General features: G+C 60.6%; 21 protein-coding genes. 4 read left to right on the top strand and 17 right to left on the bottom strand.

Annotation, left to right across the window (positions count from 1 at the left end):
• Positions 1–4: 4 nt before the first annotated feature.
• From hutG to hutC, 11 genes are all read right to left on the bottom strand, one after another.
• On the bottom strand, positions 5–805 hold the full coding sequence (gene hutG, locus C4J89_RS01925; RefSeq protein WP_124413603.1) for an N-formylglutamate deformylase: 801 nt from the start codon (positions 803–805) through the stop codon (positions 5–7).
• Positions 806–816: 11 nt separating this feature from the next.
• Positions 817–2,022: an imidazolonepropionase gene (gene hutI, locus C4J89_RS01920; RefSeq protein ID WP_124413602.1), complete on the bottom strand. Its 1,206-nt coding sequence runs from the start codon at positions 2,020–2,022 to the stop codon at positions 817–819.
• 166 nt (positions 2,023–2,188) lie between these two features.
• Positions 2,189–3,721, bottom strand: a complete 1,533-nt coding sequence (hutH, locus tag C4J89_RS01910; RefSeq protein ID WP_124413600.1) for a histidine ammonia-lyase — start codon at positions 3,719–3,721, stop codon at positions 2,189–2,191.
• 39 nt (positions 3,722–3,760) lie between these two features.
• A complete protein-coding gene (hutH, locus tag C4J89_RS01905) occupies positions 3,761–5,269 on the bottom strand; it encodes a histidine ammonia-lyase (protein ID WP_124413599.1) in 1,509 nt (502 codons plus the stop codon).
• Positions 5,270–5,401: 132 nt separating this feature from the next.
• Positions 5,402–6,226, bottom strand: coding sequence for a glycine betaine/L-proline ABC transporter ATP-binding protein (locus tag C4J89_RS01900; protein ID WP_124360880.1), 825 nt, complete (start codon positions 6,224–6,226; stop codon positions 5,402–5,404).
• Positions 6,223–7,074 carry a proline/glycine betaine ABC transporter permease gene (locus tag C4J89_RS01895; RefSeq protein ID WP_124360879.1) on the bottom strand — a complete coding sequence of 284 codons (852 nt, stop codon included), beginning with the start codon at positions 7,072–7,074 and terminating at the stop codon, positions 6,223–6,225. Before C4J89_RS01895 ends, C4J89_RS01900 begins: the two co-directional genes overlap by 4 nt.
• A gap of 71 nt (positions 7,075–7,145) precedes the next feature.
• On the bottom strand, positions 7,146–8,111 hold the full coding sequence (locus C4J89_RS01890; RefSeq protein WP_124413598.1) for an ABC transporter substrate-binding protein: 966 nt from the start codon (positions 8,109–8,111) through the stop codon (positions 7,146–7,148).
• Positions 8,112–8,179: 68 nt separating this feature from the next.
• Positions 8,180–9,640: a cytosine permease gene (locus tag C4J89_RS01885; RefSeq protein ID WP_124413597.1), complete on the bottom strand. Its 1,461-nt coding sequence runs from the start codon at positions 9,638–9,640 to the stop codon at positions 8,180–8,182.
• A 141-nt stretch (positions 9,641–9,781) separates the two neighbouring features.
• Entirely contained in the window at positions 9,782–11,485 is a 1,704-nt protein-coding gene (gene hutU / locus C4J89_RS01880) for a urocanate hydratase (RefSeq protein WP_124413596.1), read from the bottom strand.
• Between the two features lie 383 nt (positions 11,486–11,868).
• Complete coding sequence (locus C4J89_RS01875) at positions 11,869–12,429, bottom strand: HutD family protein (RefSeq protein WP_124413595.1); 561 nt, start codon at positions 12,427–12,429, stop codon at positions 11,869–11,871.
• Entirely contained in the window at positions 12,426–13,205 is a 780-nt protein-coding gene (gene hutC / locus C4J89_RS01870) for a histidine utilization repressor (RefSeq protein ID WP_177412738.1), read from the bottom strand. Before hutC ends, C4J89_RS01875 begins: the two co-directional genes overlap by 4 nt.
• A 78-nt stretch (positions 13,206–13,283) precedes the next feature.
• Between hutC and C4J89_RS01865 the strand changes: the two genes are divergently transcribed.
• Positions 13,284–14,648 carry a formimidoylglutamate deiminase gene (locus tag C4J89_RS01865; RefSeq protein WP_124413594.1) on the top strand — a complete coding sequence of 455 codons (1,365 nt, stop codon included), beginning with the start codon at positions 13,284–13,286 and terminating at the stop codon, positions 14,646–14,648.
• A gap of 95 nt (positions 14,649–14,743) precedes the next feature.
• Here the strand turns inward: C4J89_RS01865 and C4J89_RS01860 are convergent, their stop codons facing one another.
• The 4 genes from C4J89_RS01860 to C4J89_RS01845 form a co-directional block, all read right to left on the bottom strand.
• Entirely contained in the window at positions 14,744–15,313 is a 570-nt protein-coding gene (locus C4J89_RS01860) for a lipocalin family protein (RefSeq protein WP_124360872.1), read from the bottom strand.
• Positions 15,314–15,343: 30 nt separating this feature from the next.
• The gene (locus C4J89_RS01855) at positions 15,344–15,598 is read right to left on the bottom strand and encodes a lipoprotein (protein WP_033897714.1); all 255 of its coding nucleotides are present in this window, start codon (positions 15,596–15,598) and stop codon (positions 15,344–15,346) included.
• A 176-nt stretch (positions 15,599–15,774) separates the two neighbouring features.
• Positions 15,775–16,785 (bottom strand): class 1 fructose-bisphosphatase, encoded by a 1,011-nt coding sequence (locus tag C4J89_RS01850; RefSeq protein ID WP_124360871.1) that lies wholly within the window; start codon positions 16,783–16,785, stop codon positions 15,775–15,777.
• Between the two features lie 256 nt (positions 16,786–17,041).
• On the bottom strand, positions 17,042–19,492 hold the full coding sequence (locus tag C4J89_RS01845) for a glycogen/starch/alpha-glucan phosphorylase (protein WP_124413593.1): 2,451 nt from the start codon (positions 19,490–19,492) through the stop codon (positions 17,042–17,044).
• Between the two features lie 228 nt (positions 19,493–19,720).
• On the opposite strand from C4J89_RS01845, the gene C4J89_RS01840 reads away from it, so the two are divergent.
• Complete coding sequence (locus tag C4J89_RS01840) at positions 19,721–20,155, top strand: YkgJ family cysteine cluster protein (protein WP_003237464.1); 435 nt, start codon at positions 19,721–19,723, stop codon at positions 20,153–20,155.
• Positions 20,156–20,331: 176 nt separating this feature from the next.
• Here the strand turns inward: C4J89_RS01840 and typA are convergent, their stop codons facing one another.
• Positions 20,332–22,152: a translational GTPase TypA gene (gene typA, locus C4J89_RS01830; protein WP_053140412.1), complete on the bottom strand. Its 1,821-nt coding sequence runs from the start codon at positions 22,150–22,152 to the stop codon at positions 20,332–20,334.
• Positions 22,153–22,291: 139 nt separating this feature from the next.
• The gene (thiI, locus tag C4J89_RS01825) at positions 22,292–23,746 is read right to left on the bottom strand and encodes a tRNA uracil 4-sulfurtransferase ThiI (protein WP_124360869.1); all 1,455 of its coding nucleotides are present in this window, start codon (positions 23,744–23,746) and stop codon (positions 22,292–22,294) included.
• A gap of 334 nt (positions 23,747–24,080) precedes the next feature.
• On the opposite strand from thiI, the gene glnA reads away from it, so the two are divergent.
• On the top strand, positions 24,081–25,487 hold the full coding sequence (gene glnA / locus C4J89_RS01815) for a glutamate--ammonia ligase (RefSeq protein WP_124360867.1): 1,407 nt from the start codon (positions 24,081–24,083) through the stop codon (positions 25,485–25,487).
• 205 nt (positions 25,488–25,692) lie between these two features.
• Positions 25,693–26,229 (top strand): chorismate mutase, encoded by a 537-nt coding sequence (locus C4J89_RS01810; RefSeq protein WP_124413592.1) that lies wholly within the window; start codon positions 25,693–25,695, stop codon positions 26,227–26,229.
• Positions 26,230–26,358 lie beyond the last annotated feature (129 nt).

The raw sequence follows: 26,358 nt of genomic DNA, 5'->3' as shown, positions 1-26,358 counted from the left end.
TGCATCAACGATAGTGCTTCTGCCCCCAAGCCAGAAATCCATCCAGCAACTGCCTCAACACCACCCGCGTCGGCGCGGCCAAGTCCTCGCGATAGCGGAACGGCTCGATCTCCTCCATATACGTGCTCTGACACAACTCCAACTGCACCGCATGAATATCCTGCGCCGGGTCGCCGTAGTGCCGGGTGATATGGCCGCCCTTGAAGCGCCCGTTCAGCACATGGGTGTATTGCGGGTGATTGGCGCAGATGGCTTCGAGCTGGCGGGCCAGTTGCGGATCGCACGCGGCGCCGTTGAAGGTGCCGAGGTTGAAGTCCGGCAATTTGCCGTCGAACAGGTGCGGGATCACCGAGCGGATCGAATGCGCGTCGAACAGCAGCGCATAGCCGAACTCGGCCTTGAGGCGGGCGAGTTCCTCTTGCAGCGTGCGGTGATATGGCCCCCAGATTTTTTGCAGATAGGTAGCGCGCTCGGTCTCGGAGGGTATCTGTCCGTCGCGGAACAACGGCACGCCATCGAACAGCGTCTCCGGGAACAGGCCGGTGGTAGCGCCCGCGTAGAGCGGCTTGTTATCGGACGGCCGATTCAAGTCGATGACGAACCGCGAATACTCGGCCGACAAGGTGCTGGCACCGAGTTCATCGGCAAAGTCATACAGCGTGGGGATGTGCCAATCAGTGTCCGGCAGGCTTTGCGCTTCGGGGATCAACCCGGCTTCCACCGCAGGCGTCAGCCGCAGGCCCGCGTGGGGCATGCTGATCAGCAGCGGTGTGTTGCCTTGTTTGAATGTCAGTACCTTATCCACAACGCGACTCCTTACACAGTGACGTCGACGCCATGGCGTACGACGCGTTTATCCAGTTCGCCACCCAGCCAATAGGCCAGGTCGGCGGGGCGATCGATCTGCCATGCGACAAAATCCGCGACCTTGCCCACTTCCAGGGAACCATGGGTATCGCCCATGCCCAGCGCGGTGGCCGCATGCTGCGTGGCGCCGGCCAGGGCTTCTTCCGGGGTCATGCGGAACAGGGTGCAGGCCATGTTCAGCATCAGGCGCACCGACAGTGCCGGTGAGGTGCCGGGGTTGAGGTCGCTGGCAATGGCAATCTTCACGCCGTGTTTGCGCAAGGCCTCCATGGGCGGCAACTGGGTTTCACGCAGGAAGTAGAACGCGCCCGGCAACAACACGGCGACCGTGCCGGCAGCAGCCATGGCGATGGCATCCTCTTCGGTCATGAATTCCAGGTGGTCCGCCGACAACGCCTGATAGCGCGCCGCCAGGCTGGAGCCATGCAGGGAAGACAATTGCTCGGCGTGCAATTTCACCGGCAGGCCGAGTTGCTGGGCCACTTTGAACACACGTTCCACCTGCTCGGTGGAAAACGCCAGGTATTCACAGAACGCATCCACCGCATCCACCAGCCCTTCGGCCGCCAGGGCCGGCAACATCTCATTGCAGATGTGCTCGATGTAGTCATCGGCGCGGTCTTTGTACTCCGGCGGCAACGCGTGGGCCGCCAGGCAGGTGGCGCGCACGCTCACCGGCAGCGCTTGCCCAAGGCGTCGCGCCACACGCAGCATCTTGCGTTCGTTAGCCAGGTCCAGGCCGTAGCCGGACTTGATCTCCACCGTGGTCACGCCGTCGCGCAACAGACTGCGCAGGCGTTTTTCCGCGCTGACGAACAACTCATCTTCCGTCGCCGCACGAGTAGCGCGCACGGTGCTGGCGATGCCGCCGCCCTTAGCCGCGATGTCCGCATAGCTGACGCCTTCGAGGCGCTGCTCGAATTCGCCGCTGCGGTTACCGCCAAACACCGTGTGGGTATGGCAGTCGATCAGCCCGGGGGTGACCCACGCGCCTTGCAGGTCGTGGACCTGTGCGTAATCCGCCGGCGGCACTTGGCTGCGCGGGCCGATCCACTCGATGAGCGAATGTGCGGTGACCATGGCGGCGTCCTCGATGATCGAGTACTTGCCATGGGCCATGGTTGCGATGTGGCAGTGTTGCCAAAGGGTTTTCATCAACGCCTCCCTCAGTTATCGATGAGACATTCTTATGAGGAGAAGATCGTTCCCACGCTCTGCGTGGGAATGCATCCTGTGACGCTCCGCGTCACCACTCTAAAAGCGGACGCAGAGCGTCCAGGGCGGCATTCCCACGCGGAGCGCGGGAACGATCGGCACGCAGTTACAGACTTGGCAACAACTTGGCCGGCACCAGTTCATTCAGGCAACGGCTGGCGAGCAGTTCGCTGGCGGCGATGATGTCCGGGGCGAAGAAACGGTCCTTGTCATAGAACGCCACTTTGTCACGCAACAGGCCACGGGCTTTTTCCAGTGTTGGCGAGGTTTTCAAGCCGTCGCGCAGATCCAGCCCCTGGCAGGCGGCCAGCCACTCAACAGCCAGAATGCCACGGGTGTTCTCGGCCATTTCCCACAGGCGCTTGCCCGCGGCCGGGGCCATGGACACGTGGTCTTCCTGGTTGGCCGACGTCGGCAGGCTGTCGACGCTATGGGGATGGGCCAGCGCCTTGTTTTCGCTGGCGAGGGCCGCAGCCGTGACCTGGGCGATCATGAAACCGGAGTTGACCCCGCCATTGCCCACCAGGAACGGCGGCAATTGCGACATGTGCTTGTCCATCATCAACGAGGTACGGCGCTCACTGAGGGAGCCGATTTCGGCGATGGCCAAGGCCATGTTGTCGGCGGCCATGGCCACCGGTTCGGCGTGGAAGTTGCCGCCGGAAATCACATCGCCTTCAGCGGCAAACACCAGCGGGTTATCCGACACGGCGTTGGCTTCAACGACCAACACGTCGGCAGCCTGGCGGAACTGGGTCAGGCAGGCGCCCATCACTTGTGGCTGGCAACGCAGGGAATACGGGTCTTGCACCTTGTCGCAGTTCTGGTGCGACTGGGACACCTGGCTGCTTTCGCCGAGCAGGTCACGATAGGCCGCCGCCGAATCGATCTGCCCACGTTGGCCGCGCGCGGCATGAATACGCGCGTCGAACGGCGAGCGCGAGCCGAGCACCGCTTCCACGGTAAGGCCGCCGCAGACCAGCGCACCGGCGAACAGGTCTTCGCCCTCGAACAGGCCGCGCAAGGCGTAGGCGGTGGACACCTGAGTGCCGTTGAGCAGGGCCAGGCCCTCTTTGGCAGCCAGGGTCAGCGGCGTGAGGCCGGCGATTTTCAATGCGTCGGTGGCCGAAAGCCACTCGCCCTGGTAACGCGCCTTGCCTTCGCCGAGCAGCACCAGGGACATATGGGCCAGCGGCGCCAGGTCACCGGATGCACCGACCGAGCCCTTGAGCGGAATATGCGGGTAAACCTCGGCGTTGATCAGTGCGATCAGCGCGTCGATCACCTGTCGACGAATCCCGGAAAACCCACGGCTCAGGCTGTTGACCTTGAGCACCATGACCAGCCGCACCAGCGCATCGCTGATCGGCTCACCCACGCCGGCGGCATGGGACAGCACCAGGGAACGCTGGAGGTTTTCCAGGTCTTCGCTGGCGATGCGGGTCGAGGCCAGCAGGCCGAAACCGGTGTTGATGCCATACGCAGTGCGGTTCTCGGCGAGAATCTGCTCCACACAGGCCACGCTGGCTTCAATCTGGGCCGAGGCGCTGTCATCCAGGCTGAGGGTTACCGGCTGCTGGTAGATGGCCCGCAGTTGGGCGAGGCTCAGTTGGCCTGGAATCAGGTTTAGCGCAGTCACATTCGTTCTCCTTGTGAATTGTTCTTCTTGAATAGGTGTTCAGTGCACATTCGATAATGCGGTGTGTTTGAGCAGGTGGGCGGCGGCCGCGATGTCCGGCGCCAGCCAGCGGTCCTCTTCGTAGGCCGGTACAACTTCGCGCAGCAAGCGCCAGGCGCGGTCGGTGCCGGCGCCGAAACGCTGGTCCTTGAGGAACTCGAACGCCTGGGCCGCCAGCAGGTATTCGATGGCCAGAATCTGGGTAACGTTGGCCAGTAGCTGATGCAGCTTGAGCGCGGCATTGGTGCCCATGCTCAAGTGGTCTTCCTGCAGACCCGAGGTGACAAAGTTGTCGAGCACCGCCGGTTGCGCCAACTGGCGGTTTTGCCCGCACAAGGAAGCGGCGACGTACTGCACGATCATCATTCCGGAGTTGACCCCCGGGTTGCTCACCAGGAATGCCGGCAGACCGCTGACGTGCGGGTTGATCAGGCGGTCCAGGCGGCGTTCGGCCACCGAGCCGATCTCGGCCATGGCGATGGCGAGCATGTCGGCGGCCATTGCCACGGACTGCCCGTGGGGGTTGGCCTGGGACACCACGCGGTAGTTGCCCGGCGTGCCGAGCAGCAGCGGGTTATCCGTGGCGCTGTTGAGTTCGGTCTCGATCTGGCGGGTCGCGTGCTCCACCTGATCGCGCGCCGCGCCGTGGATTTGCGGGATCGAGCGCAGGCTCAAGGCGTCCTGGGTACGAATGCCCCGGCTGCTGGCGATCACTTCACTGCCGTCGAGCAAGGCGCGCAGATGGCGGCCGACGTGCTGCATGCCCGGGTGCGGCTTGAGGGCGATGATTGCTTCGTCGAACGCGTCGATCTGGCCGCGCTGGGCTTCGAAGCTCATGGCGCCGATCACGTCGGCCCATTCCAGCAAGTGATGCGCATCGGCCAGGGCCAGGCAGCTCAGGCCGGTCATGCACGGCGTGCCGTTGACCAGGCACAGCCCATCCTTGGCGCCGAGTACCACCGGCTGCAAACCTTCGGCTGCCAGCGCTGCTTGCGCGGTCACCACCTGGCCGCGATAGCTGACGTTGCCGACCCCGAGCAGCGCCACGCCGACATGGGCCATGTGGGTCAGGTAACCGACCGAACCCTGGGACGGCACCTGCGGCGTGATGCCGTGGTTGAGCAGCGCCAGCAGCGCATGCACCACTTGCGGGTGCAGGCCGGATTTGCCGTGACAGTAGTTGATGATGGCGGCGCAGATGATCGCGCGGGTCTGCTCATCGCTCAGTACCGGACCGACACCACAGGCGTGGCTGAGCAAGGTGTTGCGCGACAACTGGCTCAGTTGCTCGCCCTCAAGCGAAACATTGCACAGCGCGCCCAGGCCGGTGTTCACCCCATAGGCGCGTTCGCCGCTGGCGACGATGCGCTGCACGATGGCCTGGGCATTGTCGATACGCGCCCAGGCGTGGCCCGAGAGTTCGAGCACGGCGCCATGGCGGGCGACGGCGACGACGTCCTGCCAGCGCATTGGGGTGTCGGCGAGGGTGATTTTTGTTGCCTGGGACATTTTCAGCCTCTTAAGTTGATCGTTCCCAGGCTCTGCGTGGGAATGCCGCCTGGGACGCTCCGCGTCCCGCTGTCAGGGAGTGACGCAGAGCGTCACGGGATGCATTCCCACGCGGAGCGTGGGAACGATCAGTCAGACCACCGCCGCCCGCCGCTGAACGAACCGGTCCACATACTCATCCGCCGGCGAATGCAGAATCTCCCTGGGCGTGCCGACCTGAATCAGCTTGCCGTCCTTGAGGATCGCAATGCGGTTGCCGATGCGCACCGCCTCGTCGAGGTCGTGGGTGATAAATACGATGGTCTTGTGCAGGGTCTTTTGCAGCTCAAGCAGCTGGTCTTGCATCTCGGCGCGGATCAGCGGGTCGAGGGCGCTGAAGGCCTCGTCCATCAGGATGATGTCGGTGTCGGCCGCCAGGGCGCGGGCCAGGCCGACACGTTGACGCATGCCGCCAGAGAGCTGGTGCGGGTATTTGTTCTCATAGCCCTTGAGGCCCACGGTTTCGATCCAGTGCAGGGCGCGTTCGGCACACACCTGCTTGGTTTCGCCGCGCACTTTCAAGCCATAGGCAACATTATCGAGCACGCTCTTGTGGGGCAGCAGGCCGAAGCTCTGGAACACCATGCTGATCTTGTGGCGACGGAATTGGCGCAGGGCTTCCATGTCCAGTTGCAGAATGTCTTCACCGTCGACCAAAATCGCGCCGCTGGTGGGGTCGATCAGGCGGTTGAAGTGGCGCACCAGGGTGGATTTGCCGGAGCCCGACAGGCCCATGATCACAAAGATCTCACCAGTGCCAATGCTCAGGGACAAGTCGTTCACGCCGACCACGCAACCGGTCTCGGCCAGCACCTGATCCTTGGTCTTGCCCTGGCCAATCAGCGCCAGCGCTTCTTTGGAGCGGTTGCCGAAGATCTTGAAGACGTTCTTGACTTCGATTTTGCTGACGGTAGTCATTTGCTCGCCTCATGCCGTGGACGACCATAGGCCTGGGTAATGCGGTCGATGACCACGGCGAGGATCACGATCGCCAGCCCGGCTTCGAGGCCTCGGCCGACGTTGAGGGTCTGGATGCCGACGAGTACGTCTTCACCCAAGCCACGGGCGCCGATCATCGAGGCGATCACCACCATCGACAACGCCATCATGGTGGTCTGGTTGATGCCCGCCATGATGCTCGGCAGCGCCAACGGCAGTTGCACGCCGAACAGCTGCTGCCAGCGGTTGGCGCCGAAGGCGTTGATCGCTTCCATGACTTCGCCGTCGACCTGGCGAATGCCCAGATCCGTCAGGCGGATCAGCGGCGGCGCGGCGTAAATGACCGTGGCGAAAATCGCCGGTACCTTGCCCAGGCCGAACAGCATCAGCACCGGGATCAGGTACACGAAGCTGGGCATGGTTTGCATGATGTCGAGCAACGGCATCAATACCGAACGCAAGCGATTGCTGCGCGCGGAAAGAATGCCCAAGGGGATGCCGATCAGCACCGAGATCACCGTGGCGACCATCATCAGCGCGAGGGTCTGCATCAGTTTGTCCCACAGGCCGACCGCGCCGACGAGGAACAACAAACCGACAATCACGGCCGTGGTCACCACCTTGCGCGTGGCGTGCCAGGCGATGACGCCGACGATGGCCAGCATCAGCCACCAAGGCGCTGCGCGCAGCAGGCTTTCCAGATTGACGATGGCCCATAGCAGGGTGTCGGAAATGTGCCGGAACACGTCGCCGTAGTTGGTGACCAGCGAATCCACCCAACCGTTGACCCAGTCGGCAATGGAAAACGTAAAACTCTCAGGAAACATAGCGTGCTCTCGATCCAGTGGGTTGAGGCCAGGCGCCCGGCTGCCCCTCAGGGTAGCCGGACACGCTTGACCTACAAGGCCGCGTCGATTTTCTTGGCGGCGTCTTCGCTCACCCAGGCGTGCCAGACTTCAGGATGTTCCTTGAGGAAAATTTTCGCCAGTTTCGGCGACTCGATCCGCTCCTTGGCCATGCGGCCCAGGTTCTGGTTCAACAGGTCGATGGGCAGGTTGACCTTTTCCAGCACGGCCACCAGTTCCGGCGCTTGCTCGTGGAAGACCTTGGACAGGCCGACCTTGATGCTCACGCTTTTATCCACGCCCGGTTTTTCTTCCAGCTTGACCAGATCCACCTGGCCCATCAGCGGCGTCGGCGACCAGTAGTAGAACAGGATCGGCTCGCCGCGCTTGTAGCTCGACAACACCGCCGCATCCAGCGCCGGGCCGGTGCCGGGGCGGAAGTTGGTGTAGGTGCTTTCCAGGCCGTAGCTTTTGAGCATTTCACTGTTGTCCAGTTCGCAGGTCCAGCCGGCCGGGCAGTTGTAGAAGCGTCCCTTGGATGGTTCTTCCTGGTCCTTGAACACCGCGGCGTACTTGGCCAGGTCGGCAATCGTCTTGAGGTCCGGGGCCTTGGCTTCCAGCTTGCGCTTGGCGTCGCCTTCGATCACGTAGCGCGGCACGTACCAGCCTTCAACGGCGCCAACCACGGGCGCACCGACGCCAACGACTTTGCCGGCCTTCTCGGCCTTGTTCCAGACTTCGCTGCGGCCGACCCACTCTTCGGCAAACACCTGGATGTCGTTACTGCTCAGGGCGTTTTCCATGGTGATGGAATTGCCCGGCAGGCTGTCGGTTTTGCAGTCGTAGCCTTTCTCCAGCACGGTTTGCAGGATGTCGGTGAGCAACATGCCGCTTTCCCAGTTCAGGCCGGCGAACTTCACCGGCTTGCCGGATTCGCACCAGCCGGCCGCCTGAGCGCCGGCGCTTGCCAGCAAGCCCGCAGAAAGCAACGTGGTCAGCAGGGTCTTATGCATTTTCATTGTGTGACGCTCCCAATCATGAAATGGATTACGGCAGTCAAAAGGCATCCTGCCTTGTCCACGTCCCGTCAGGCCTGCGCCGCAGCGCGACCGATACCGCTTGTTTGCGTGGGTGCAACGCTGTCCTGCTCGACCGGCAGGATCAGTTGATCAGGCATCGTGCCGTGCCATTTTTTCGCGCACAGGTAGTACAGGGCCGCCGGCAATACCAGGCCGATGATCCAGGAGATATCCACCCCACCCAGGGTTTCTACCAGCGGGCCGGTATAGAACTTGGTGGAAATGAACGGCAGCTGCACCAGCACACCGAATACATAAACGCTGATGCCCAGGGGGTTCCAACGCCCGTAGCGACCTTTGGGGTCAGCCAGCGCTGGCACGTCATAACGCTCGCGGGTGATGCAGTAGTAATCCACCAGATTGATCGCGCTCCAGGGCGTGAAGAACGCCAGCAGAAACAGGATGAACGACTTGAACGCCCCCAGGAACGAGTGCTGGCCGAGCAGCGCGATCAGGGTGGCCGTGCCGACAATCGCCAGCACGAACAGCAGGCGCTGCAGACGCGATACCCGCAGGTGGCCCTGGAAGCCGCTGATGATGGTCGCGATACACATGAAACTGCCGTAGGAGTTCAGCGTGGAAATCGTGACCTTGCCGAACGCGATACTGAAGTACAGCAACGCCGCCGCTGCACCGCTGCCGCTCAGGCCAACGATGTAAGCCACTTCGTGCCCGGCAAATTGCCCGTTGGCCATGGCGGCGGCAAACACGCCGAGAACCATCGCCACCTGCGCGCCGATGACCGACCCTGCGCCAGCCGCCAGGAAGGTTTTCACTGAGGAGGTGCTGCTCGGCAGGTAACGTGAGTAGTCCGCCACATAGGGCCCGAACGCGATTTGCCAGGACGCTGCCAGCGAAACCGCGAGCAAGAAGCTGCTCCAGCTGAAATGGCGGATCTGCAGCAATGCGCCGATGTCGGCCTGGCCCATCAAGCGGCTGAACAGGTAGACGAAGGCGATCACGCCAATGACGCTGGCGACGCGACCGATGAAGTGGATCACCCGGTAACCGAGCACCGTAACCAGCACGATGACACTGGCGAAGATCAGGATACCGACGCTGTCGCTGACCCCGAACAACTGGCCCAGCGCCTGCCCGGACAATACGGTGCCGGTGGCGGTGAAGCCCAGGTACATCAGGCACACCAGCACGATCGGAATGGCCGCGCCATACACGCCGAACTGCACCCGGCTGGAAATCATCTGCGGCAGGCCAAGCTTGGGCCCTTGCGCGGCATGCAACGCCATCACCCCGCCGCCCAGCAGTTGGCCGATCAACAGACCGATCAACGACCAGAACACATCCCCGCCCAGCACCACGGCCAGGGCCCCGGTGACGATAGCCGTGATCTGCAGGTTGGCACCCAGCCACAGGGTGAACTGGCTCAATAGACGACCATGTCTTTCCGCTTCCGGGATGTAGTCGATCGAACGCCTTTCGATCAACGGGGTGGTGTCGTTTGCAGCCATGGGTGTTCAACCTCTGATGGATTGTTTTTATGTGCTACGCCAATCCAATGTGGGAGGGGGCTTGCCCCCGATAGCAGTGTGTCAGTCACTGATTTTCCGGCTGATACACGGCCATCGGGAGCAAGCCCCCTCCCACACTGGTTACTTGATCATCGGCAGGTTGAGGCCCTGTTCCTTGGCGCAATCGATCGCAATCTGGTAACCCGCATCCGCATGCCGCATCACCCCGGTAGCCGGGTCGTTATGCAGCACCCGCGCAATGCGCTCGGCCGCTTCGTCGGTGCCGTCACACACGATCACCATGCCCGAGTGCTGGGAAAAGCCCATGCCGACGCCGCCGCCGTGGTGCAACGACACCCAGGTCGCGCCGCTCGCAGTGTTGAGCAAGGCGTTGAGCAGCGGCCAGTCGGACACAGCGTCGGAGCCGTCCTGCATGGATTCGGTTTCACGGTTGGGGCTGGCCACCGAGCCGGAGTCGAGGTGATCGCGACCGATTACGACAGGCGCGGACAACTCGCCGCTGCGCACCATCTCGTTGAACGCCAGGCCGAGCTTGGCGCGCTGGCCCAGGCCGACCCAGCAGATACGCGCCGGCAAGCCCTGGAAGCTGATGCGCTCGCGGGCCATGTCCAACCAGTTGTGCAGGTGGGCGTCGTCGGGGATCAGTTCTTTGACTTTGGCGTCGGTCTTGTAGATGTCTTGCGGGTCGCCCGACAGCGCGGCCCAGCGGAACGGGCCGATACCCCGGCAGAACAGCGGGCGGATGTAGGCCGGTACGAAGCCTGGGAAATCGAAGGCGTTTTCCACGCCTTCTTCCTGGGCCATCTGGCGGATGTTATTACCGTAGTCGAAGGTCGGAATGCCTTGTTTCTGGAACTCGAGCATGGCTTTGACGTGCACCGCCATCGACTGTTTGGCGGCCTTGATCACAGCGGCAGGCTCGGTCTTGGCGCGGGCGCGGTATTCGTCCCAGGTCCAGCCGGCCGGCAGGTAGCCGTTGAGCGGGTCGTGGGCGCTGGTCTGGTCGGTGACCATGTCCGGGCGCACGCCACGCTTGACCAGTTCCGGCAGAATTTCAGCGGCGTTACCCAGCAGGGCAATGGAGATCGCCTTGCCTTCCTGGGTGTACTTGGCGATGCGCGCCAGGGCGTCGTCAAGGTCGGTGGCCTGCTCGTCGACATAGCGGCTGTTCAAACGGAAATCGATGCTGACCTGCTGGCATTCGATGTTCAGCGAGCACGCGCCGGCCAGGGTCGCGGCCAAAGGCTGGGCACCGCCCATGCCGCCGAGGCCGGCGGTGAGCACCCAACGGCCTTTCAAGTTGCTGTCGTAATGCTGGCGACCGGCTTCGACGAAGGTTTCGTAAGTGCCCTGGACGATGCCCTGGCTGCCGATGTAGATCCAGCTGCCGGCAGTCATCTGGCCGTACATGGCCAGGCCCTTGGCATCCAGTTCATTGAAGTGTTCCCAACTGGCCCAGTGCGGCACCAGGTTGGAGTTGGCGATCAGTACGCGCGGGGCATTGCTGTGGGTCTTGAACACGCCGACCGGCTTGCCGGATTGCACCAGCAGGGTTTCGTCGTCGTTCAGATTCGTAAGGCTCTCGACGATCTGGTCGTAGCACTCCCAGTTGCGCGCGGCACGCCCGATACCGCCGTATACCACCAGTTCCTTGGGGTTCTCGGCCACTTGCGGGTCGAGGTTGTTCATCAGCATGCGCAGCGGCGCTTCAGTCAGCCAGCTTTTGGCGGTGAGCGTGTTACCGCGGGCGGCGCGGATTTCGACGTCACGGTATTTTGTAGGCCTTGCTTTCGAAAAATCGGTCACAGCTGGACTCCTCGGCATGATGCGCGAACATGGATGGTGCGAAGGAGACTCTTACGCACACATCTTTACTTGTATGTACAAGCATATGCAATCAAGCGGCCAACTTTCAGAGCGAGGGTTTGGATTTTTTTCGAAAGCGCGTGGGAGCCTTGGAAATTAAGGCTTCGAGGCGTGATGAAATTTCTTACGAAGGAGTTTTGCAGCGAGGGAGGTTTGTCACGACAACGCGGCTTTGCGCCGCGCTGGGGCGTTAGGTAACAATTTGGTGCGGGGGCTGTGGAAACAGATCCTAAGAGCAACACAAAACAAACGTGGGAGGGGGCTTGCTCCCGATAGCGGTGTGTCAGTCAAAGATATATTGACTGATCCACCGCTATCGGGAGCAAGCCCCCTCCCACATTTTAACCGCGCTGGGTCAGTTCGATCAGGCAGCAGCGGCCACTGACCGAAATATCCAGCAAGCCGGTGTTACCGTCCACTTGCAGGCAATCGTGATGACCCAGCACATGGTCCAGCACCTTCACTTCATCCGCCACGCTGAACACCAGCACAGTGTGCGCCGAGCTGAAAAACCGCTGTACGCCATCCACCCACTGCAACCGCGCGTCATAACGCTGGGGTGAGTAGATCAGGTTGAAATCGCGGATCGGCCCGGTGATCAAGCGGCACGCCACCTGACTGTCACCTTTGAACGCGAACGGTTGCAGCGGTAACAAACCGCGCTGCTCCTCACCGTCCACGGTCAACACCATGCCCGCGCCCTTGATCACGGTGATCACGCGCTGGTAGCCGGCGAAGGTGGAAAAACCACCCGACTCGGCGATGTCGGCAATCGACAGGCGCCAGCCGAAACCATCGAGGCCGGTGCCCGCATCACGGGTGATTTCTTCGGTGCTGCCGCCGCCATTCTTCCACGGCATGCGCACATAGTCGGCAGCGCGCCAGACGTTGACTGAACTCATTTACTGAAGCGTCCTTCGAGGCTGTGTCGGGAACCGGGGTGAATCAAGCGCGCGGCCGTCACCGGCTGGCGGCCAGACCAGGTGCGTCGGCGGATCAACAGGCAGGGCTCGCTCGGCTCGATCTGCAACAGCTTGCACTCGGCGGCATCGGCGAGGATGGCTTCGACCACATGCTCGCCCTCAGTCAACGGTGCGACCTGGTTGAGGTAGGCGTAGGGCGTTTGCTGGGTGAAATCCTGTTGCAGGTATTCCGGCGCAACCAGGGCGTTGACGAAACGGTCTTCGATCTGCACCGGAATGTCGTTTTCGAAATGCACGATCAGCGAGTGAAACACCCGCCCGCCTTCGCGCATTTCCAGCGCGACGGCACGTTCCGAACCGGCCGCTTCTTCGCCCAGGGTGATGACCTGGCACGTGTGCCGATGGCCGCGGGAGGCGATCTCATCGGCAATGTTGTGCACTTCAAACAGCGCCGACTGACTCTTGGGCTCGGCGACAAACGTGCCGACGCCCTGCATGCGCACCAGCAAACCTTCGGCCGTGAGCTCGCGCAGCGCGCGGTTGATGGTCATGCGGCTGAAGCCCAGTTGGCTGACCAGCTCGCTCTCCGACGGCACGCGGTAATGGGGCGGCCAGTTGCCGTTGAGGATCTGCTGGCTGATCATCTGTTTGACGCGGGCATACAAGGGCGCCGGACTTTCGTCCATGTGGGCAGCCAGCGGAGACTTGGCGGGCGGAGTCGGCACAGGGAATCCTTGCAGGGGGAAAAGATGCATAGATTGCCGGAGTTTACCGAGCAGGCAAACGTCTGTATATGTATATACAAATAAACACACGACCGGGGTGCCTTGATCATGTCCGCTTTCTTTGCCGAACGCGCGCTGCTGCCTGATGGCTGGGCCAATGATGTACGTCTTGAAGTCAGTGCCGATGGAGTGCTGACACAGGTTGAGGCCAACGCCAGCGCGGTGGGCGCCGAACGACTAAGAGGTCCGGTATTGGCCGGCATGCCGAACCTGCATTCTCACGCTTTCCAGCGCGCCATGGCGGGGTTGGCGGAAGTGGCGGGTAACCCCAATGACAGCTTCTGGACCTGGCGTGACCTGATGTACCGCATGGTCGGCAAGATCAACCCGGAGCAGTTGCAGATCATCGCCCGCCAGCTGTACATCGAGATGCTCAAGGCCGGCTACACCTCGGTGGCCGAGTTTCATTATGTGCATCACGACGTCAGTGGCCAGCCCTATGCCGACCGCACAGAGCTGTCGCGCCAGATCAGCCAGGCCGCCGCCAGCAGTGGCATCGGCTTGACGCTGGTGCCGGTGCTTTATACGCATTCGGGGTTCGGTGGCCAGGCGCCCAACGACGGCCAGCGCAGGTTTATCAACAGCACCGACAACTACCTGGATCTGCAGGCGCGCTTGCAGCCGATGCTCGCCGCGCAACCTGCGCAGCAACTGGGCCTGTGTTTCCACTCCCTGCGTGCGGTCACGCCCGAGCAGATCAAGGACGTGCTGGCCGCCAGTGATAAGGCGTGCCCGGTGCACATTCACATTGCCGAACAGCAAAAAGAAGTTGACGACTGCCTGGCCTGGAGCGGCAAACGCCCGTTGCAGTGGCTGTACGACAACGTGGACGTCGACGAGCGCTGGTGCCTGGTGCACGCCACTCACGCCGATGCCGACGAAGTCGCGCGCATGGCCAGGAGCCGGGCGATTGCCGGTTTGTGCCTGACCACCGAAGCCAACCTGGGCGACGGGATTTTCCCGGCGGTGGATTTTCTGGCCCAGGGCGGGCGCATGGGCATCGGGTCCGACAGCCATGTGTCACTGAGCGTGGTGGAAGAACTGCGCTGGTTGGAATACGGCCAGCGCCTGCGCGATCAACGGCGCAATCGCTTGTATCGCAATGACCAGCCGATGGTCGGCCGTACGCTGTTCGATGCCGCATTGGACGGCGGCGCCCAGGCATTGGGCCAGCCGATTGGTCGATTGGAGGTGGGCAAGCGCGCGGATTGGATCGTGCTGGACGGCAACGACCCTTACCTGGCGACAGCGACAGAGGACGGCATTCTGAATCGCTGGCTGTTCGCTGGCGGTGATCGACAGGTACGGGATGTGCTGGTCAACGGCCAGTGGGTGGTGCGGGATGGGCATCATGCCGGCGAGGAAGAAAGCAGCCGGGCATTCACTCAAGTCTTGAGAAACTTACTCGGTTAAAAATGTGGGAGGGGGCTTGCTCCCGATGGCGATGTATCAGTATCAGATGCGCTGATTGACACACTGCTATCGGGGGCAAGCCCCCTCCCACATTTTTACTGCGAGGTTTTCGCCATCTGCTTGTCGGACGTGCGCCAGATCAAACGCGTGGTGTCATACCCCTGCTGTCGTGCTCTGCTCAAGAGGTCTTCACGCGTATCGGCGCTTACCGTTGGCGTACGCGACAAAATCCACATGTAACGCCGGCTCGGGCTGCCGACGATGGCGGTCTTGTAGTCATCGCTGACATACAGCACCCAGTAATCGCCCTTGGCAACGCCCGGCAACAACGACGTAAACCAGTTATCGAATTCTACCCAGAGCTTGTCGGTCTTGCCCGGCACTTGCGGCGTGGCCGTGCCTTTGGCTTCCTGCCATTTCCACTCAGGCGTCAGGCAGCGATTGAACACCGACATGTCGCCATCCGGCAACAAGGTGTAGCGGGCTTCGGACTGCGCGCAGTTGCGCTGGAAGTACATCGGCAAGCGAGCCAACTCATACCAGGTGCCCTGGTAACGCTTGAGGTTGACGTTGCTCGCGGTCTTGGGTTGCAGATCATCGCCAGAATGGCTGGCGCAGCCCGCCAAAAACAGGCTGGCGCAAAGGAACACAACAAAACGCATCATTCTTCTTCTCCCGCAGGCTCGCGCCCCGGTTTACTTCAGGCCTTGCCCGGAAAACATCAGAACTTTGTCACCGGCGTACTGCACGCTGATAAAGCTGTTTTTATCGCCCCAGGTGCAGCTGGACATGCCCAGTGCGCCGGAGCAATCGGTCGGCTTGCCCAGCAACGACTCAACCTCGGCCTTGGCCATGCCGGCCGACAGCTTCTGGTAATTTTCTTGGTTGACCTTGCTGCAGGCGGCTAACAGCACGCAAAAAGCCAGCAGGGCGAGACGGCGTAAAGACATGGAAAAGCTCCTGGAGAGACAAAGCAGCTGGGGTATCTGCCAGAAGCTTAGAAGGGAAAAGAGGTGTCTGGTTCCCGACGAGCGAAAACAAAAAAGCCCCGAAAACGCTGAAACGTTTCGGGGCTTCTTTAACGGTGATCCGCCTCACAACACGGCGGATAACCTATCGCAGCAGCTTACTTCTTGTGATACGCCGTCACACGCTCAACTTCTTCCTTGGAACCCAGGAACACCGCCACACGCTGGTGCAAGCCTTCGGGTTGGATGTCGAGGATGCGCTGGTGGCCGTCAGTGGATGCGCCGCCCGCCTGCTCCACCAGGAACGACATCGGGTTGGCTTCGTACATCAGGCGCAGTTTGCCCGGCTTGGACGGTTCGCGGCCGTCACGTGGGTACATGAACAAGCCACCACGGGTCAGGATGCGGTGCACATCGGCAACCATGGCCGCGACCCAGCGCATGTTGAAGTTTTTCTTCAGCGGGCCTTCTTCGCCTTCCATCAACTCGTTGACGTAGCGCTTCACCGGTTCTTCCCAGTGACGCTGGTTGGACATGTTGATCGCAAATTCCTGGGTGGAGGCCGGAATGGAGATGTCTTCGTGGGTGAGTACGAAGCTGCCCATTTCGCGGTCCAGGGTGAAGCCTTTGACGCCATCGCCCAGGGTCAGGACGAGCATGGTCTGTGGGCCGTAGATCGCGTAACCGGCGGCGACCTGCTCGGTGCCCGGCTGCAGGAAGGCCTTTTCGTTCAGGGCTTCGTTCTGGCTCAGGTATTCGTTCGGGCAACGCAGTACCGAGAAGATAGTACCGACCGGCGCGTTGATGTCGATATTGGACGAACCGTCCAGTGGGTCGAATACCAACAGGTATGCGCCTTTGGGGTATTTGCCCGGAATCTGGTAGGCATTGTCCATTTCCTCGGAGGCCATGCCGGCCAGGTGACCGCCCCATTCGTTGGCTTCGAGCAGGATTTCGTTGGAGATAACGTCGAGCTTTTTCTGCACTTCGCCCTGCACGTTTTCAGTGCCCATGCTGCCCAGGACACCACCCAGTGCGCCTTTGGACACGGCGTGGCTGATCTCCTTGCAAGCACGCGCCACCACTTCGATAAGGAAGCGCAGATCGGCAGGCGTGTTGTTGCTGCGGGTCTGCTCGATCAAATAGCGACTCAAGGTAACGCGGGACATGGACGGCTCCGGAGAATGGGGGGCTTAAAAACCCGCGCAGTTTAACGCGAGTCGGGGCTGATTTCCTCTAATCAGAGGATTTAACGCCAATAGAGTTCACGGGTTGGCGCAACGGCTATCTCCAACAACGGTGCATATACGCAGAACCCCATGTGGGAGGGGCTTGCTCCCGATAGCGGTGTGCCAGTCGACATAGCTGTTAACTGATAGACCGCTATCGGGAGCAAGCCCCCTCCCACATTTTCTACTGTGGCGTTTAGTCGAGCGCTTTCCAGATTTCGGTGGCGTATTCGCGGATCGTCCGGTCCGAGGAGAACCAGCCCATCCGCGCCGTATTCAGCACCGCCGAGCGCCACCAGGCCTTGGAGTCATGCCAATGCGCCTCGACCCGCGTCTGGGCGTCCCAGTAGGAGTCGAAGTCGGCACACACCAGGAAGCGGTCGTAGTCGATCAGCCCGTCGATCAACCCCACATACCGGCCCGGATCATCCGGCGAGAACACACCGCCACGGATCGCCTGCAGCACATCGCTCAAGCGATGGGAGGCAGCGATTTCCGGCCCGGCGTTGAATTCACCGGCGTGCTTGCGGGCTTCGACCTGCTGGGCACTGAGGCCGAAGATGAACATGTGCTCGGCGCCCACCCGCTCGTGCATTTCCACGTTGGCGCCGTCCATGGTGCCGATGGTCAGCGCGCCGTTGAGGCCGAACTTCATGTTACTGGTACCCGAGGCCTCGAAACCGGCGGTGGAGATCTGCTCAGACAAGTCCGCCGCCGGGATGATGCTTTCCGCCAGGCTGACGTTGTAGTTGGGCAGGAACACCACCTTGAGCAGGCCGCGTACGGTAGGGTCATTGTTGACGGTGCGCGCGATATCGTTGGTCAGCTTGATGATCAGCTTGGCCTGGTGATAACTCGCCGCCGCCTTGCCGGCGAAAATTTTCACCCGCGGCACCCAATCGACCTCCGGCTCGGCCCGGATCGCCTGATACAGCGCCACGGTGTGCAGCAGGTTGAGCAGCTGGCGCTTGTATTCGTGGATCCGTTTGACCTGCACGTCGAACATCGCCGCCGGGTTCACCGAAATACCCAGGCGCTCGTGGATGATCTCGGCCAGCGCTCGCTTGCTGTGCAGGCGTTGGTCGGCGAAGGCTTTGCGGAAGGTCTGTTTCTCGGCGAAGGTTTCCAGCTCGCCCAGGCGGGTTTCCATGTTGTCGAGAATGTCAGGGCCCAGGGCTTGCACCAGCATATCGGTGAGCTTGGGGTTGGCCTGGTACAGCCAGCGGCGGAAGGTGATGCCGTTGGTTTTGTTGTTGATGCGCTCCGGGTAGAGCTTATGCAGTTCGGAAAACACCGTGCTGCGCATCAGCTGAGTGTGCAGACCGGACACGCCGTTGACACTGTGGGAACCGAGGAACGCCAGGTTGCCCATGCGCACACGACGGCCGTTGTCTTCTTCAATCAACGACACGGCGCGCAGCACGTCGAAGTCGTGAATGCCCTTGGCGCGTAGCGAGTCGATATGCTGGGCGTTGATCAGGTAGATGATCTGCATATGCCGGGGCAGCATGCGTTCCATCAAACCGACCGGCCAGGTTTCCAATGCCTCAGGCAGCAAGGTGTGGTTGGTGTAGGAAAGCGTTTCGACGGTGACGTCCCACGCCGCTTCCCACGGAATGTCGTGCAGGTCGACCAACTGGCGCATCAACTCGGCTACGGCGATGGACGGGTGGGTATCGTTGAGCTGGATGGCGGCGTGTTCGCCCAGGCTCAGCACCGAGCCGTGCATGTTCTTGTGGCGGCGCAGCAAGTCTTGCAACGAAGCGGAAACGAAGAAGTATTCCTGGCGCAGGCGCAGTTCCTGCCCCGCTTCGGTGCTGTCGGCCGGGTACAGCACACGCGAGATGCTCTCGGCCCGCGCCACTTCGGCGACGGCGCCCAGGTGGTCACCGGCGTTGAAGCGTTCCAGGTGCAAATCTTCGACCGCCCGTGCGCGCCACAGGCGCAAGGTATTGACGCTGGCGCCACGCCAGCCGACCACCGGAGTGTCGTAGGCCACCGCGCGCACGGTTTCGCTGGGCGACCACACTTGGATCATCTTGCCGGACGCGTCCGCCAGGGTTTCCACGCTGCCGCCAAAACCGATCGGGTAGATCACTTCGGCGCGCTCGAACTCCCACGGGTTACCGAAATCCAGCCAGCGCTCGGTCTGCTCCTGCTGCCAGCCATCGACAATCGCCTGGCGGAACAAGCCGTGTTCGTAACGAATGCCATAACCGTGGCCGGCAATGCCCAGGGTCGACATGCTTTCCATGAAGCACGCCGCCAGACGGCCCAAGCCACCGTTGCCCAGCGCCGCGTCGGGTTCGAGCAGGCGAATGCGCTCAAGGTCCACGCCAAGCTCCGACAGCGCTTCGCGCGCGATCTCCAGCACGCCGAGGTTGCTCAGGCTGTCGTAGAGCAAGCGGCCGATAAGAAATTCCAGCGAGAGGTAATAAACCCGTTTCTGGCCTTTGCGGTAGATGCGCCGCGTATGGTCCATCCAGTGGTCGACCATCTGGTCGCGGGCGGCCAGGGCAATGGCTTCGAACCAGTCGTGGTCGAAGGCGTGATCCGGGTCCTTGCCCACCGCGTAGGTGAGTTTGGTCAAGACAGCATCGCGAAATGCGGCTACCTCTGCTTCTCGTGCAAGTGGTTCCTGAGACATCAATTGCGACCTCGGGCGAGATAGAAGGAGTTGCTAGAGCCTAGACGGTCTGACAGACGGTAGACGCTCTGGTTCGTCAGTTTTTTAACTCATTGAGCGTTGCATGAATTTGATGCAGAGGTCGTGCCTGATCGCCGTTCGCGCAGAAACTCTGAAAAGGTTGTTCAAAAAACCACCAATCCCGGTATGATCGCGCGCCCGGATACAGCCCCACCTTTTGGAACCCTGATGAAGCCTCAACTGATCGCCGCCGCGGAACTCGACCGTCTCGAGACCTGGCAGAAATATTCCGCCCACATGTGTGGTGGCTGCGTGTCCAGCTGCTGCACGCTGCCGGTCGAAGTGAAGATCAAGGACCTGATCCGCATCGGCATCGTCGATGAGTTCGAGCGCGGCGACCCGCCGAAAAACATCGCCAAGCGTTTGCAGAAGGAAGGCATCGTCGAGCGCTTCAATTCCAAATCCGAGATTTTTACTTTGCAGCGCATGAGCAACAACGACTGCCTGTACCTGGATCGTAAGACGCGCTTTTGCACTATTTATGACAAGCGCCCGGATACCTGCCGCAACCACCCGAAAATCGGGCCGCGGCCGGGGTATTGCGCGTACAAGCCGAAAGAAGTGGTGCGCGAGACTAATTTCAAGACACTCGACAAGTTTTGATGATCGTTCCCACGCTCCGCGTGGGAACGCAGCCCTGGACGCTCCGCGTCCGCTCTTAAAGGCGCGACGCAGAGCATCCCAAGAGGCATTCCCACGCAGAGCGTGGGAACGATCAGACATAAAAAAACGCCCCCGGCCTTTCGACCGGGGGCGTTTTTCATTCAGCCTGAGTTAACTCAGTTCTTGGCTTTCTTGGCAGCGCGGGTACGCTCGCCTTCGTCCAGGATCTTCTTACGCAGGCGGATCGACTTAGGCGTGACTTCGCACAGCTCGTCGTCCTGGATGAATTCCAGGGCCTGTTCCAGGGTGAAGCGAACAGGTGGAACCAGAGCGATGGTTTCGTCTTTACCCGAAGCACGCATGTTGTCGAGCTTCTTGCCTTTGGTTGGGTTGACGCCCATGTCGTTGTCACGGCTGTTCAGACCAACGATCTGGCCGTTGTAGATCTCTTGACCGTGTTCAACGAACAGCTTGCCACGCGCCTGGAGGGTTTCCAGGGAGTAGGTCAGCGCCTTGCCGGTTTCAACCGACACCAGAACACCGTTCTGACGGCCGGACATGTCGCCGGACTTCATGGTGTCGTAGCGATCGAAGATCGAGGTCAGGATGCCAGCACCGTTGGTCAGGGTCAGGAACTGGTTACGGAAACCGATCAGACCGCGAGCAGGGATGTTGTATTCCAGACGCACACGGCCTTTGCCATCCGGCACCATGTTGGTCAGGTCGCCCTTACGCAGGCCCATCTCTTCCATCACCTTGCCCTGGGATTCTTCCGGGGTGTCGATGGTGACGTTTTCGAACGGTTCCTGCTTCACGCCGTCAACGGTACGGATGATCACTTCCGGACGACCAACACCCATTTCGAAGCCTTCGCGACGCATGGTTTCGATCAGTACCGAGAGGTGCAGCTCACCACGGCCGGAGACCTTAAACTTGTCAGCCGAGTCGCCTTCTTCAACGCGCAGAGCAACGTTGTACAGCAGCTCTTTGTCCAGACGCTCCTTGATGTTACGGGAGGTCACGAACTTGCCTTCTTTACCGCAGAACGGCGAGTCATTGACCTGGAAGGTCATGGAAACGGTTGGCTCGTCAACAGTCAGAGGCTTCATCGCCTCGACGGTGTCTGGCTGGCACAGGGTGTCGGAGATGAACAGCGAGTCCATGCCGCTGACGCACACGATGTCGCCGGCGAAGGCTTCTTCAACGTCGATACGGTGCAGGCCGTGGTGGCCCATCAGCTTCAGGATACGGCCGTTACGCTTCTTGCCGTCGGCGCCGATCGCGACAACCGGGGTGTTCGGCTTGACGCTGCCACGGGCGATACGGCCAACGCCGATAACACCCAGGAAGCTGTTGTAGTCCAGTGCCGAGATTTGCATCTGGAACGGGCCTTCACGGTCAACCTTCGGTGGTGGAACGTGGTCAACGATGGCCTGGTACAGCGGGGTCATGTCTTCCGCCATGGCGGTGTGTTCCAGACCGGCAATACCGTTCAGGGCCGAGGCGTAGATCACTTGGAAATCAAGCTGCTCTTCGGTGGCACCCAGGTTGTCGAACAGGTCGAAGATCTGGTCCAGAACCCAGTCCGGACGCGCACCTGGACGGTCAACCTTGTTGATGCACACGATCGGACGCAGGCCGGCTTCGAAAGCCTTCTTGGTCACGAAACGGGTTTGCGGCATAGGGCCGTCTTGAGCGTCAACCAGCAGCAGAACGGAGTCAACCATCGACATTACGCGTTCTACTTCGCCGCCGAAGTCGGCGTGGCCCGGGGTGTCCACGATGTTGATGTGGTAGCCGTTCCAGTTGATAGCGGTGTTTTTTGCCAGGATGGTAATACCGCGCTCTTTTTCCTGGTCGTTGGAGTCCATCACGCGCTCGTCGTTGAGCTCGTTGCGCTCCAGGGTGCCGGATTGACGCAAGAGTTTGTCTACCAGGGTGGTTTTACCATGGTCAACGTGAGCAATGATGGCGATGTTACGTAGATTTTCGATCACTTGTGTATCTCGATCAGAGGATTCGGTGTGCTGACAGGTCGTGGCAGCGATTTACAGTAGAGTCAGGCCTTGCCGTTACAGCTTGACGGCAGAGTCGGGGGGCCGGTGACGCAGGCCACAGGCAAACAGCCCCGGGCTCTTAGCTCGGTCGATAAACGCGCACATTGGCATGCCCCTCACTGAGCAAATGGTGGGCATGCAGGCGACTCATCACGCCTTTGTCGCAATACAGCAGGTACTGACGGCTGTCATCCAGTTCCTTGAAACGCGCGTTCAATGCATAAAACGGCAGCGTTTGTACGTCGATGCCAGGAATTTCCAGCGGCTCATCTTCGGCGGCATCCGGGTGACGGATGTCGACGATGATCTGGCCGGCCAGAGCTTCACTGACTTCTTCGATCTGCACATCCTGGCCCAGCTCGTCGATGACGCGATCGATCGGGACCAGTTTGGCGTTCTCGAGCGCTCGCTCCAGAATCGCCATGTCGAACTGTTGTTCTTCATACTCCACGCGGTTGCGCTTGGCGTGGGTCTTGGGGTTCACCGAGATGACCCCGCAATACTCAGGCATATGCTTGGCAAAGTCGGCGGTGCCGATCTGCTCTGCCTGATCGATGATGTCCTGCTTGTGGCTGGCGATCAGCGGGCGCAACACCAGTTTCTCGGTGACGCAGTCGATGATCGACAGGTTTGGCAGCGTCTGGCTGGATACCTGGGAGATCGCTTCGCCGGTCACCAGCGCGTCGATCTGCAACCGATCGGCAATCCGGGACGCCGCGCGCAACATCATACGCTTCAATACGACGCCCATATGACCGTTATCGACTTTGCCGAGAATTTCGCCCAGCACTTCCTCAAACGGTACGCTCACAAATAGCACGCGTTGAGAGCTGCCGTACTTCTTCCAGATAAAGTGCGCGACTTCCATCACGCCCAATTCGTGTGCACGCCCGCCCAGGTTGAAGAAGCAGAAGTGGCTCATCAGGCCGCGACGCATGATCTGGTAGGCCGCCACCGTCGAATCGAAACCGCCGGACATCAATACCAGGGTCTGTTCCAGGGCGCCCAGCGGGTAGCCGCCGATGCTGTTGTGCTGGCTGTGGATCACGAACAACCGTTTGTCGCGAATTTCCATGCGCACTTCAATTTGCGGTGCTTTCAGGGAAATTCCGGCGGCGCCGCACTCGCGACGCAGCTTGCTGCCGACGTATTTTTCCACATCCATGGAGCTGAACGGATGCTTGCCGGCACGCTTGCAGCGCACCGAAAAAATCTTGCCGGCCAGCGCGTCACCGAAGTGCTGTTTGCACTTCTCGGTGATGTCGTCGAAGTCGCCCAGCGGGTACTCATCCACCTGCAGGAAATGCGCGATACCCGGCATGCAGCTCAGGCGCTCGGTCATGTCCTTCAAGGCTTTGGCGTCGGTCAGGCGGGTTTCCAGCTCGAGGTTGTCCCACACGCCATTCACCACCACAGCCGGGTCCAGGTCACGGAGCACGGCACGGATGTTCTTGGCCAACTGACGGATGAAACGCGTCCGTACCGGTCGGCTCTTGATGGTGATCTCGGGGAAGACTTTAACGATTAATTTCATGGAAACAGCGCGCGCCGGGCCTGCTGAAAAAGGGGGGCGCGGATTATAGCGGAAATCGCTCAAGGTTTAACCAGTTAATATGCAGCGCATTCGCTGCGCACCAAAACGGGTCATTTTCGCCCGTTAGCGCTACATTGCAGTGCGCTATTTGCCGCGCTTTGGCCGATTGCACCGTTATAGGGGCCATTTTGACGCAAAAAGACCATGTTGGCGCACTGGCATGCAATTTGCTCTCTTGTGAGGCAGGTTGCCTTGGCGGAGTATCCGCGCCGGCATCACCCAAATTCTAAGGGCTAACTCCACTACCCTAGCCCGAAGCCACCCGGAGGACACCATGTCGAAGTCGGTTCAACTCATCAAAGATCATGACGTTAAATGGATTGATCTGCGCTTCACGGACACCAAAGGTACTCAGCACCACGTGACCATGCCGGCTCGCGACGCGCTGGATGATGCTTTCTTCGAAGAAGGCAAGATGTTCGACGGTTCCTCCATCGCTGGCTGGAAAGGCATCGAAGCCTCCGACATGATCCTGATGCCGGACGACAGCACTGCCGTCCTCGACCCGTTCACCGAAGACCCAACCCTGATCATCGTCTGCGACGTGATCGAGCCTTCGACCATGCAAGGCTACGACCGCGACCCACGTGCGATCGCCAAGCGTGCCGAGGAATACCTGAAGTCGACCGGTATCGGCGACACCGTATTCGTAGGCCCAGAGCCAGAATTCTTCATCTTCGATTCGGTCAAGTTCAAGTCCGACATCTCCGGCTCCATGTTCAAGATCTACTCCGAACAAGGTTCGTGGATGTCCGACCAGGACGTGGAAGGCGGCAACAAAGGCCACCGCCCAGGCATCAAAGGTGGCTACTTCCCTGTTCCGCCGTTCGACCACGACCACGAAATCCGTACCTCCATGTGCAACGCCATGGAAGAAATGGGCCTGGTCATCGAAGTTCACCACCACGAAGTGGCGACTGCCGGCCAGAACGAAATCGGTGTGAAGTTCAACACCCTGGTCGCCAAGGCTGACGAAGTCCAGACCCTGAAGTACTGCGTACACAACGTGGCTGATGCCTACGGCCGTACCGCTACCTTCATGCCTAAGCCGCTGTACGGCGATAACGGTTCGGGTATGCACGTTCACTTGTCCATCGCCAAAGAAGGCAAGAACACCTTCGCCGGCGAAGGTTATGCCGGCCTGTCCGACACCGCCCTGTACTTCATCGGCGGTATCATCAAGCACGGTAAGGCCCTGAACGGCTTCACCAACCCGTCGACCAACTCCTACAAGCGTCTGGTCCCAGGCTTCGAAGCGCCGGTGATGCTGGCCTACTCGGCCCGTAACCGTTCCGCTTCTATCCGTATCCCTTACGTGTCCAGCCCGCGCGCTCGTCGTATCGAAGCCCGCTTCCCGGACCCGGCGGCCAACCCATACCTGGCTTTCGCAGCCCTGGTCATGGCTGGCCTGGACGGCATCCAGAACAAGATCCACCCTGGCGACGCCGCCGACAAAAACTTGTACGACCTGCCGCCTGAAGAGGCCAAAGAGATTCCACAAGTGTGCGGCAGCCTGAAAGAAGCCCTGGAAGAGCTGGACAAGGGCCGTGCGTTCCTGACCAAAGGCGGCGTGTTCAGCGACGACTTCATCGATGCCTACATCGAGCTGAAAAGCGAAGAAGAAATCAAGGTTCGTACCTTCGTACACCCACTGGAATACGAGCTGTACTACAGCTGCTGATCCGGTAGCGCTGCTTGACGTAGCGTGATTGAAAAAGGCCTCCTTCGGGAGGTCTTTTTTTGCTTGGGAATTACGCTGCTTTACATGTTCAAACCCAATAAAAAATGTGGGAGGGGGCTTGCCCCCGATGGCAGAGTGTCAGGCAGTATAGGTATGACTGGCACACCGTCATCGGGAGCAAGCCCCCTCCCACAGGAGATCTGCGTTGAAACATAGACTTGTGTTCGCTCTGCTGTTCGTCAGTGCCGGTGCTTGCGCCGCCCCGCCCACCCTCGAGCCGCTGCTCAACAGCATCGCCGAACGCCTGGAGATCGCCGACCAGGTGGCCTTGAGCAAATGGGACAGCCATAAACCCGTGGAAGATAAAAAGCGCGAGCAGGAAGTGATTGCCAGCGTCGTCGCCCAAGCGCCGAGCTACAAACTGGACCCCGCCTCTACCGAGCAATTCTTCGCGGCGCAGATCGAGGCAAACAAACTGGTGCAGTACACCCATTTGTCCGACTGGCAATTCCAGGGCAAGGCCCCCGACGATCCGCGTCCGGACCTGATCAAGCAGATTCGCCCACGATTGGATGAGCTGCAAAAACGCCTGCTGCAGCAGTTGGCCGACTTCACACCCCTGCGCACAGATCCTCAATGCCCCCAATGGCTTGCCGAGGCGGTGCATGAGCCACTCAATGACCCGCTGCGCCAACTGGCAATGATCCGCGCCACCGCCGAGCTGTGCGTTTACAAAGGTTAACGCGTGCAAACCCAGTCAAAACTGTGGGAGGGGGCTTGCTCCCGATAGCAGAGTGTCAGTCAGCATATTTAACAGCTGATACATCGCTATCGGGAGCAAGCCCCCTCCCACATTGGATTTGGGTGCATT

Source organism: Pseudomonas sp. R4-35-07 (genome assembly GCF_003852235.1).
Classification (GTDB): domain Bacteria; phylum Pseudomonadota; class Gammaproteobacteria; order Pseudomonadales; family Pseudomonadaceae; genus Aquipseudomonas.
The sequence above is the reverse complement of the archived record's forward strand: the minus strand, read 5'-3'. Positions and strand labels throughout refer to the sequence as shown.

Coding starts and splice junctions, on each gene's coding strand:
- hutI (WP_124413602.1), bottom strand. CDS start 2,022: ATGAAAACCCTTTGGCAACACTGCCACATCGCAACCATGGCCCATGGC.
- hutH (WP_124413599.1), bottom strand. CDS start 5,269: ATGTCCCAGGCAACAAAAATCACCCTCGCCGACACCCCAATGCGCTGG.
- C4J89_RS01900 (WP_124360880.1), bottom strand. CDS start 6,226: ATGACTACCGTCAGCAAAATCGAAGTCAAGAACGTCTTCAAGATCTTC.
- C4J89_RS01895 (WP_124360879.1), bottom strand. CDS start 7,074: ATGTTTCCTGAGAGTTTTACGTTTTCCATTGCCGACTGGGTCAACGGT.
- C4J89_RS01890 (WP_124413598.1), bottom strand. CDS start 8,111: ATGAAAATGCATAAGACCCTGCTGACCACGTTGCTTTCTGCGGGCTTG.
- C4J89_RS01885 (WP_124413597.1), bottom strand. CDS start 9,640: ATGGCTGCAAACGACACCACCCCGTTGATCGAAAGGCGTTCGATCGAC.
- hutU (WP_124413596.1), bottom strand. CDS start 11,485: ATGCCGAGGAGTCCAGCTGTGACCGATTTTTCGAAAGCAAGGCCTACA.
- C4J89_RS01875 (WP_124413595.1), bottom strand. CDS start 12,429: ATGAGTTCAGTCAACGTCTGGCGCGCTGCCGACTATGTGCGCATGCCG.
- hutC (WP_177412738.1), bottom strand. CDS start 13,205: ATGCATCTTTTCCCCCTGCAAGGATTCCCTGTGCCGACTCCGCCCGCC.
- C4J89_RS01865 (WP_124413594.1), top strand. CDS start 13,284: ATGTCCGCTTTCTTTGCCGAACGCGCGCTGCTGCCTGATGGCTGGGCC.
- C4J89_RS01860 (WP_124360872.1), bottom strand. CDS start 15,313: ATGATGCGTTTTGTTGTGTTCCTTTGCGCCAGCCTGTTTTTGGCGGGC.
- C4J89_RS01855 (WP_033897714.1), bottom strand. CDS start 15,598: ATGTCTTTACGCCGTCTCGCCCTGCTGGCTTTTTGCGTGCTGTTAGCC.
- C4J89_RS01850 (WP_124360871.1), bottom strand. CDS start 16,785: ATGTCCCGCGTTACCTTGAGTCGCTATTTGATCGAGCAGACCCGCAGC.
- C4J89_RS01845 (WP_124413593.1), bottom strand. CDS start 19,492: ATGTCTCAGGAACCACTTGCACGAGAAGCAGAGGTAGCCGCATTTCGC.
- C4J89_RS01840 (WP_003237464.1), top strand. CDS start 19,721: ATGAAGCCTCAACTGATCGCCGCCGCGGAACTCGACCGTCTCGAGACC.
- thiI (WP_124360869.1), bottom strand. CDS start 23,746: ATGAAATTAATCGTTAAAGTCTTCCCCGAGATCACCATCAAGAGCCGA.
- glnA (WP_124360867.1), top strand. CDS start 24,081: ATGTCGAAGTCGGTTCAACTCATCAAAGATCATGACGTTAAATGGATT.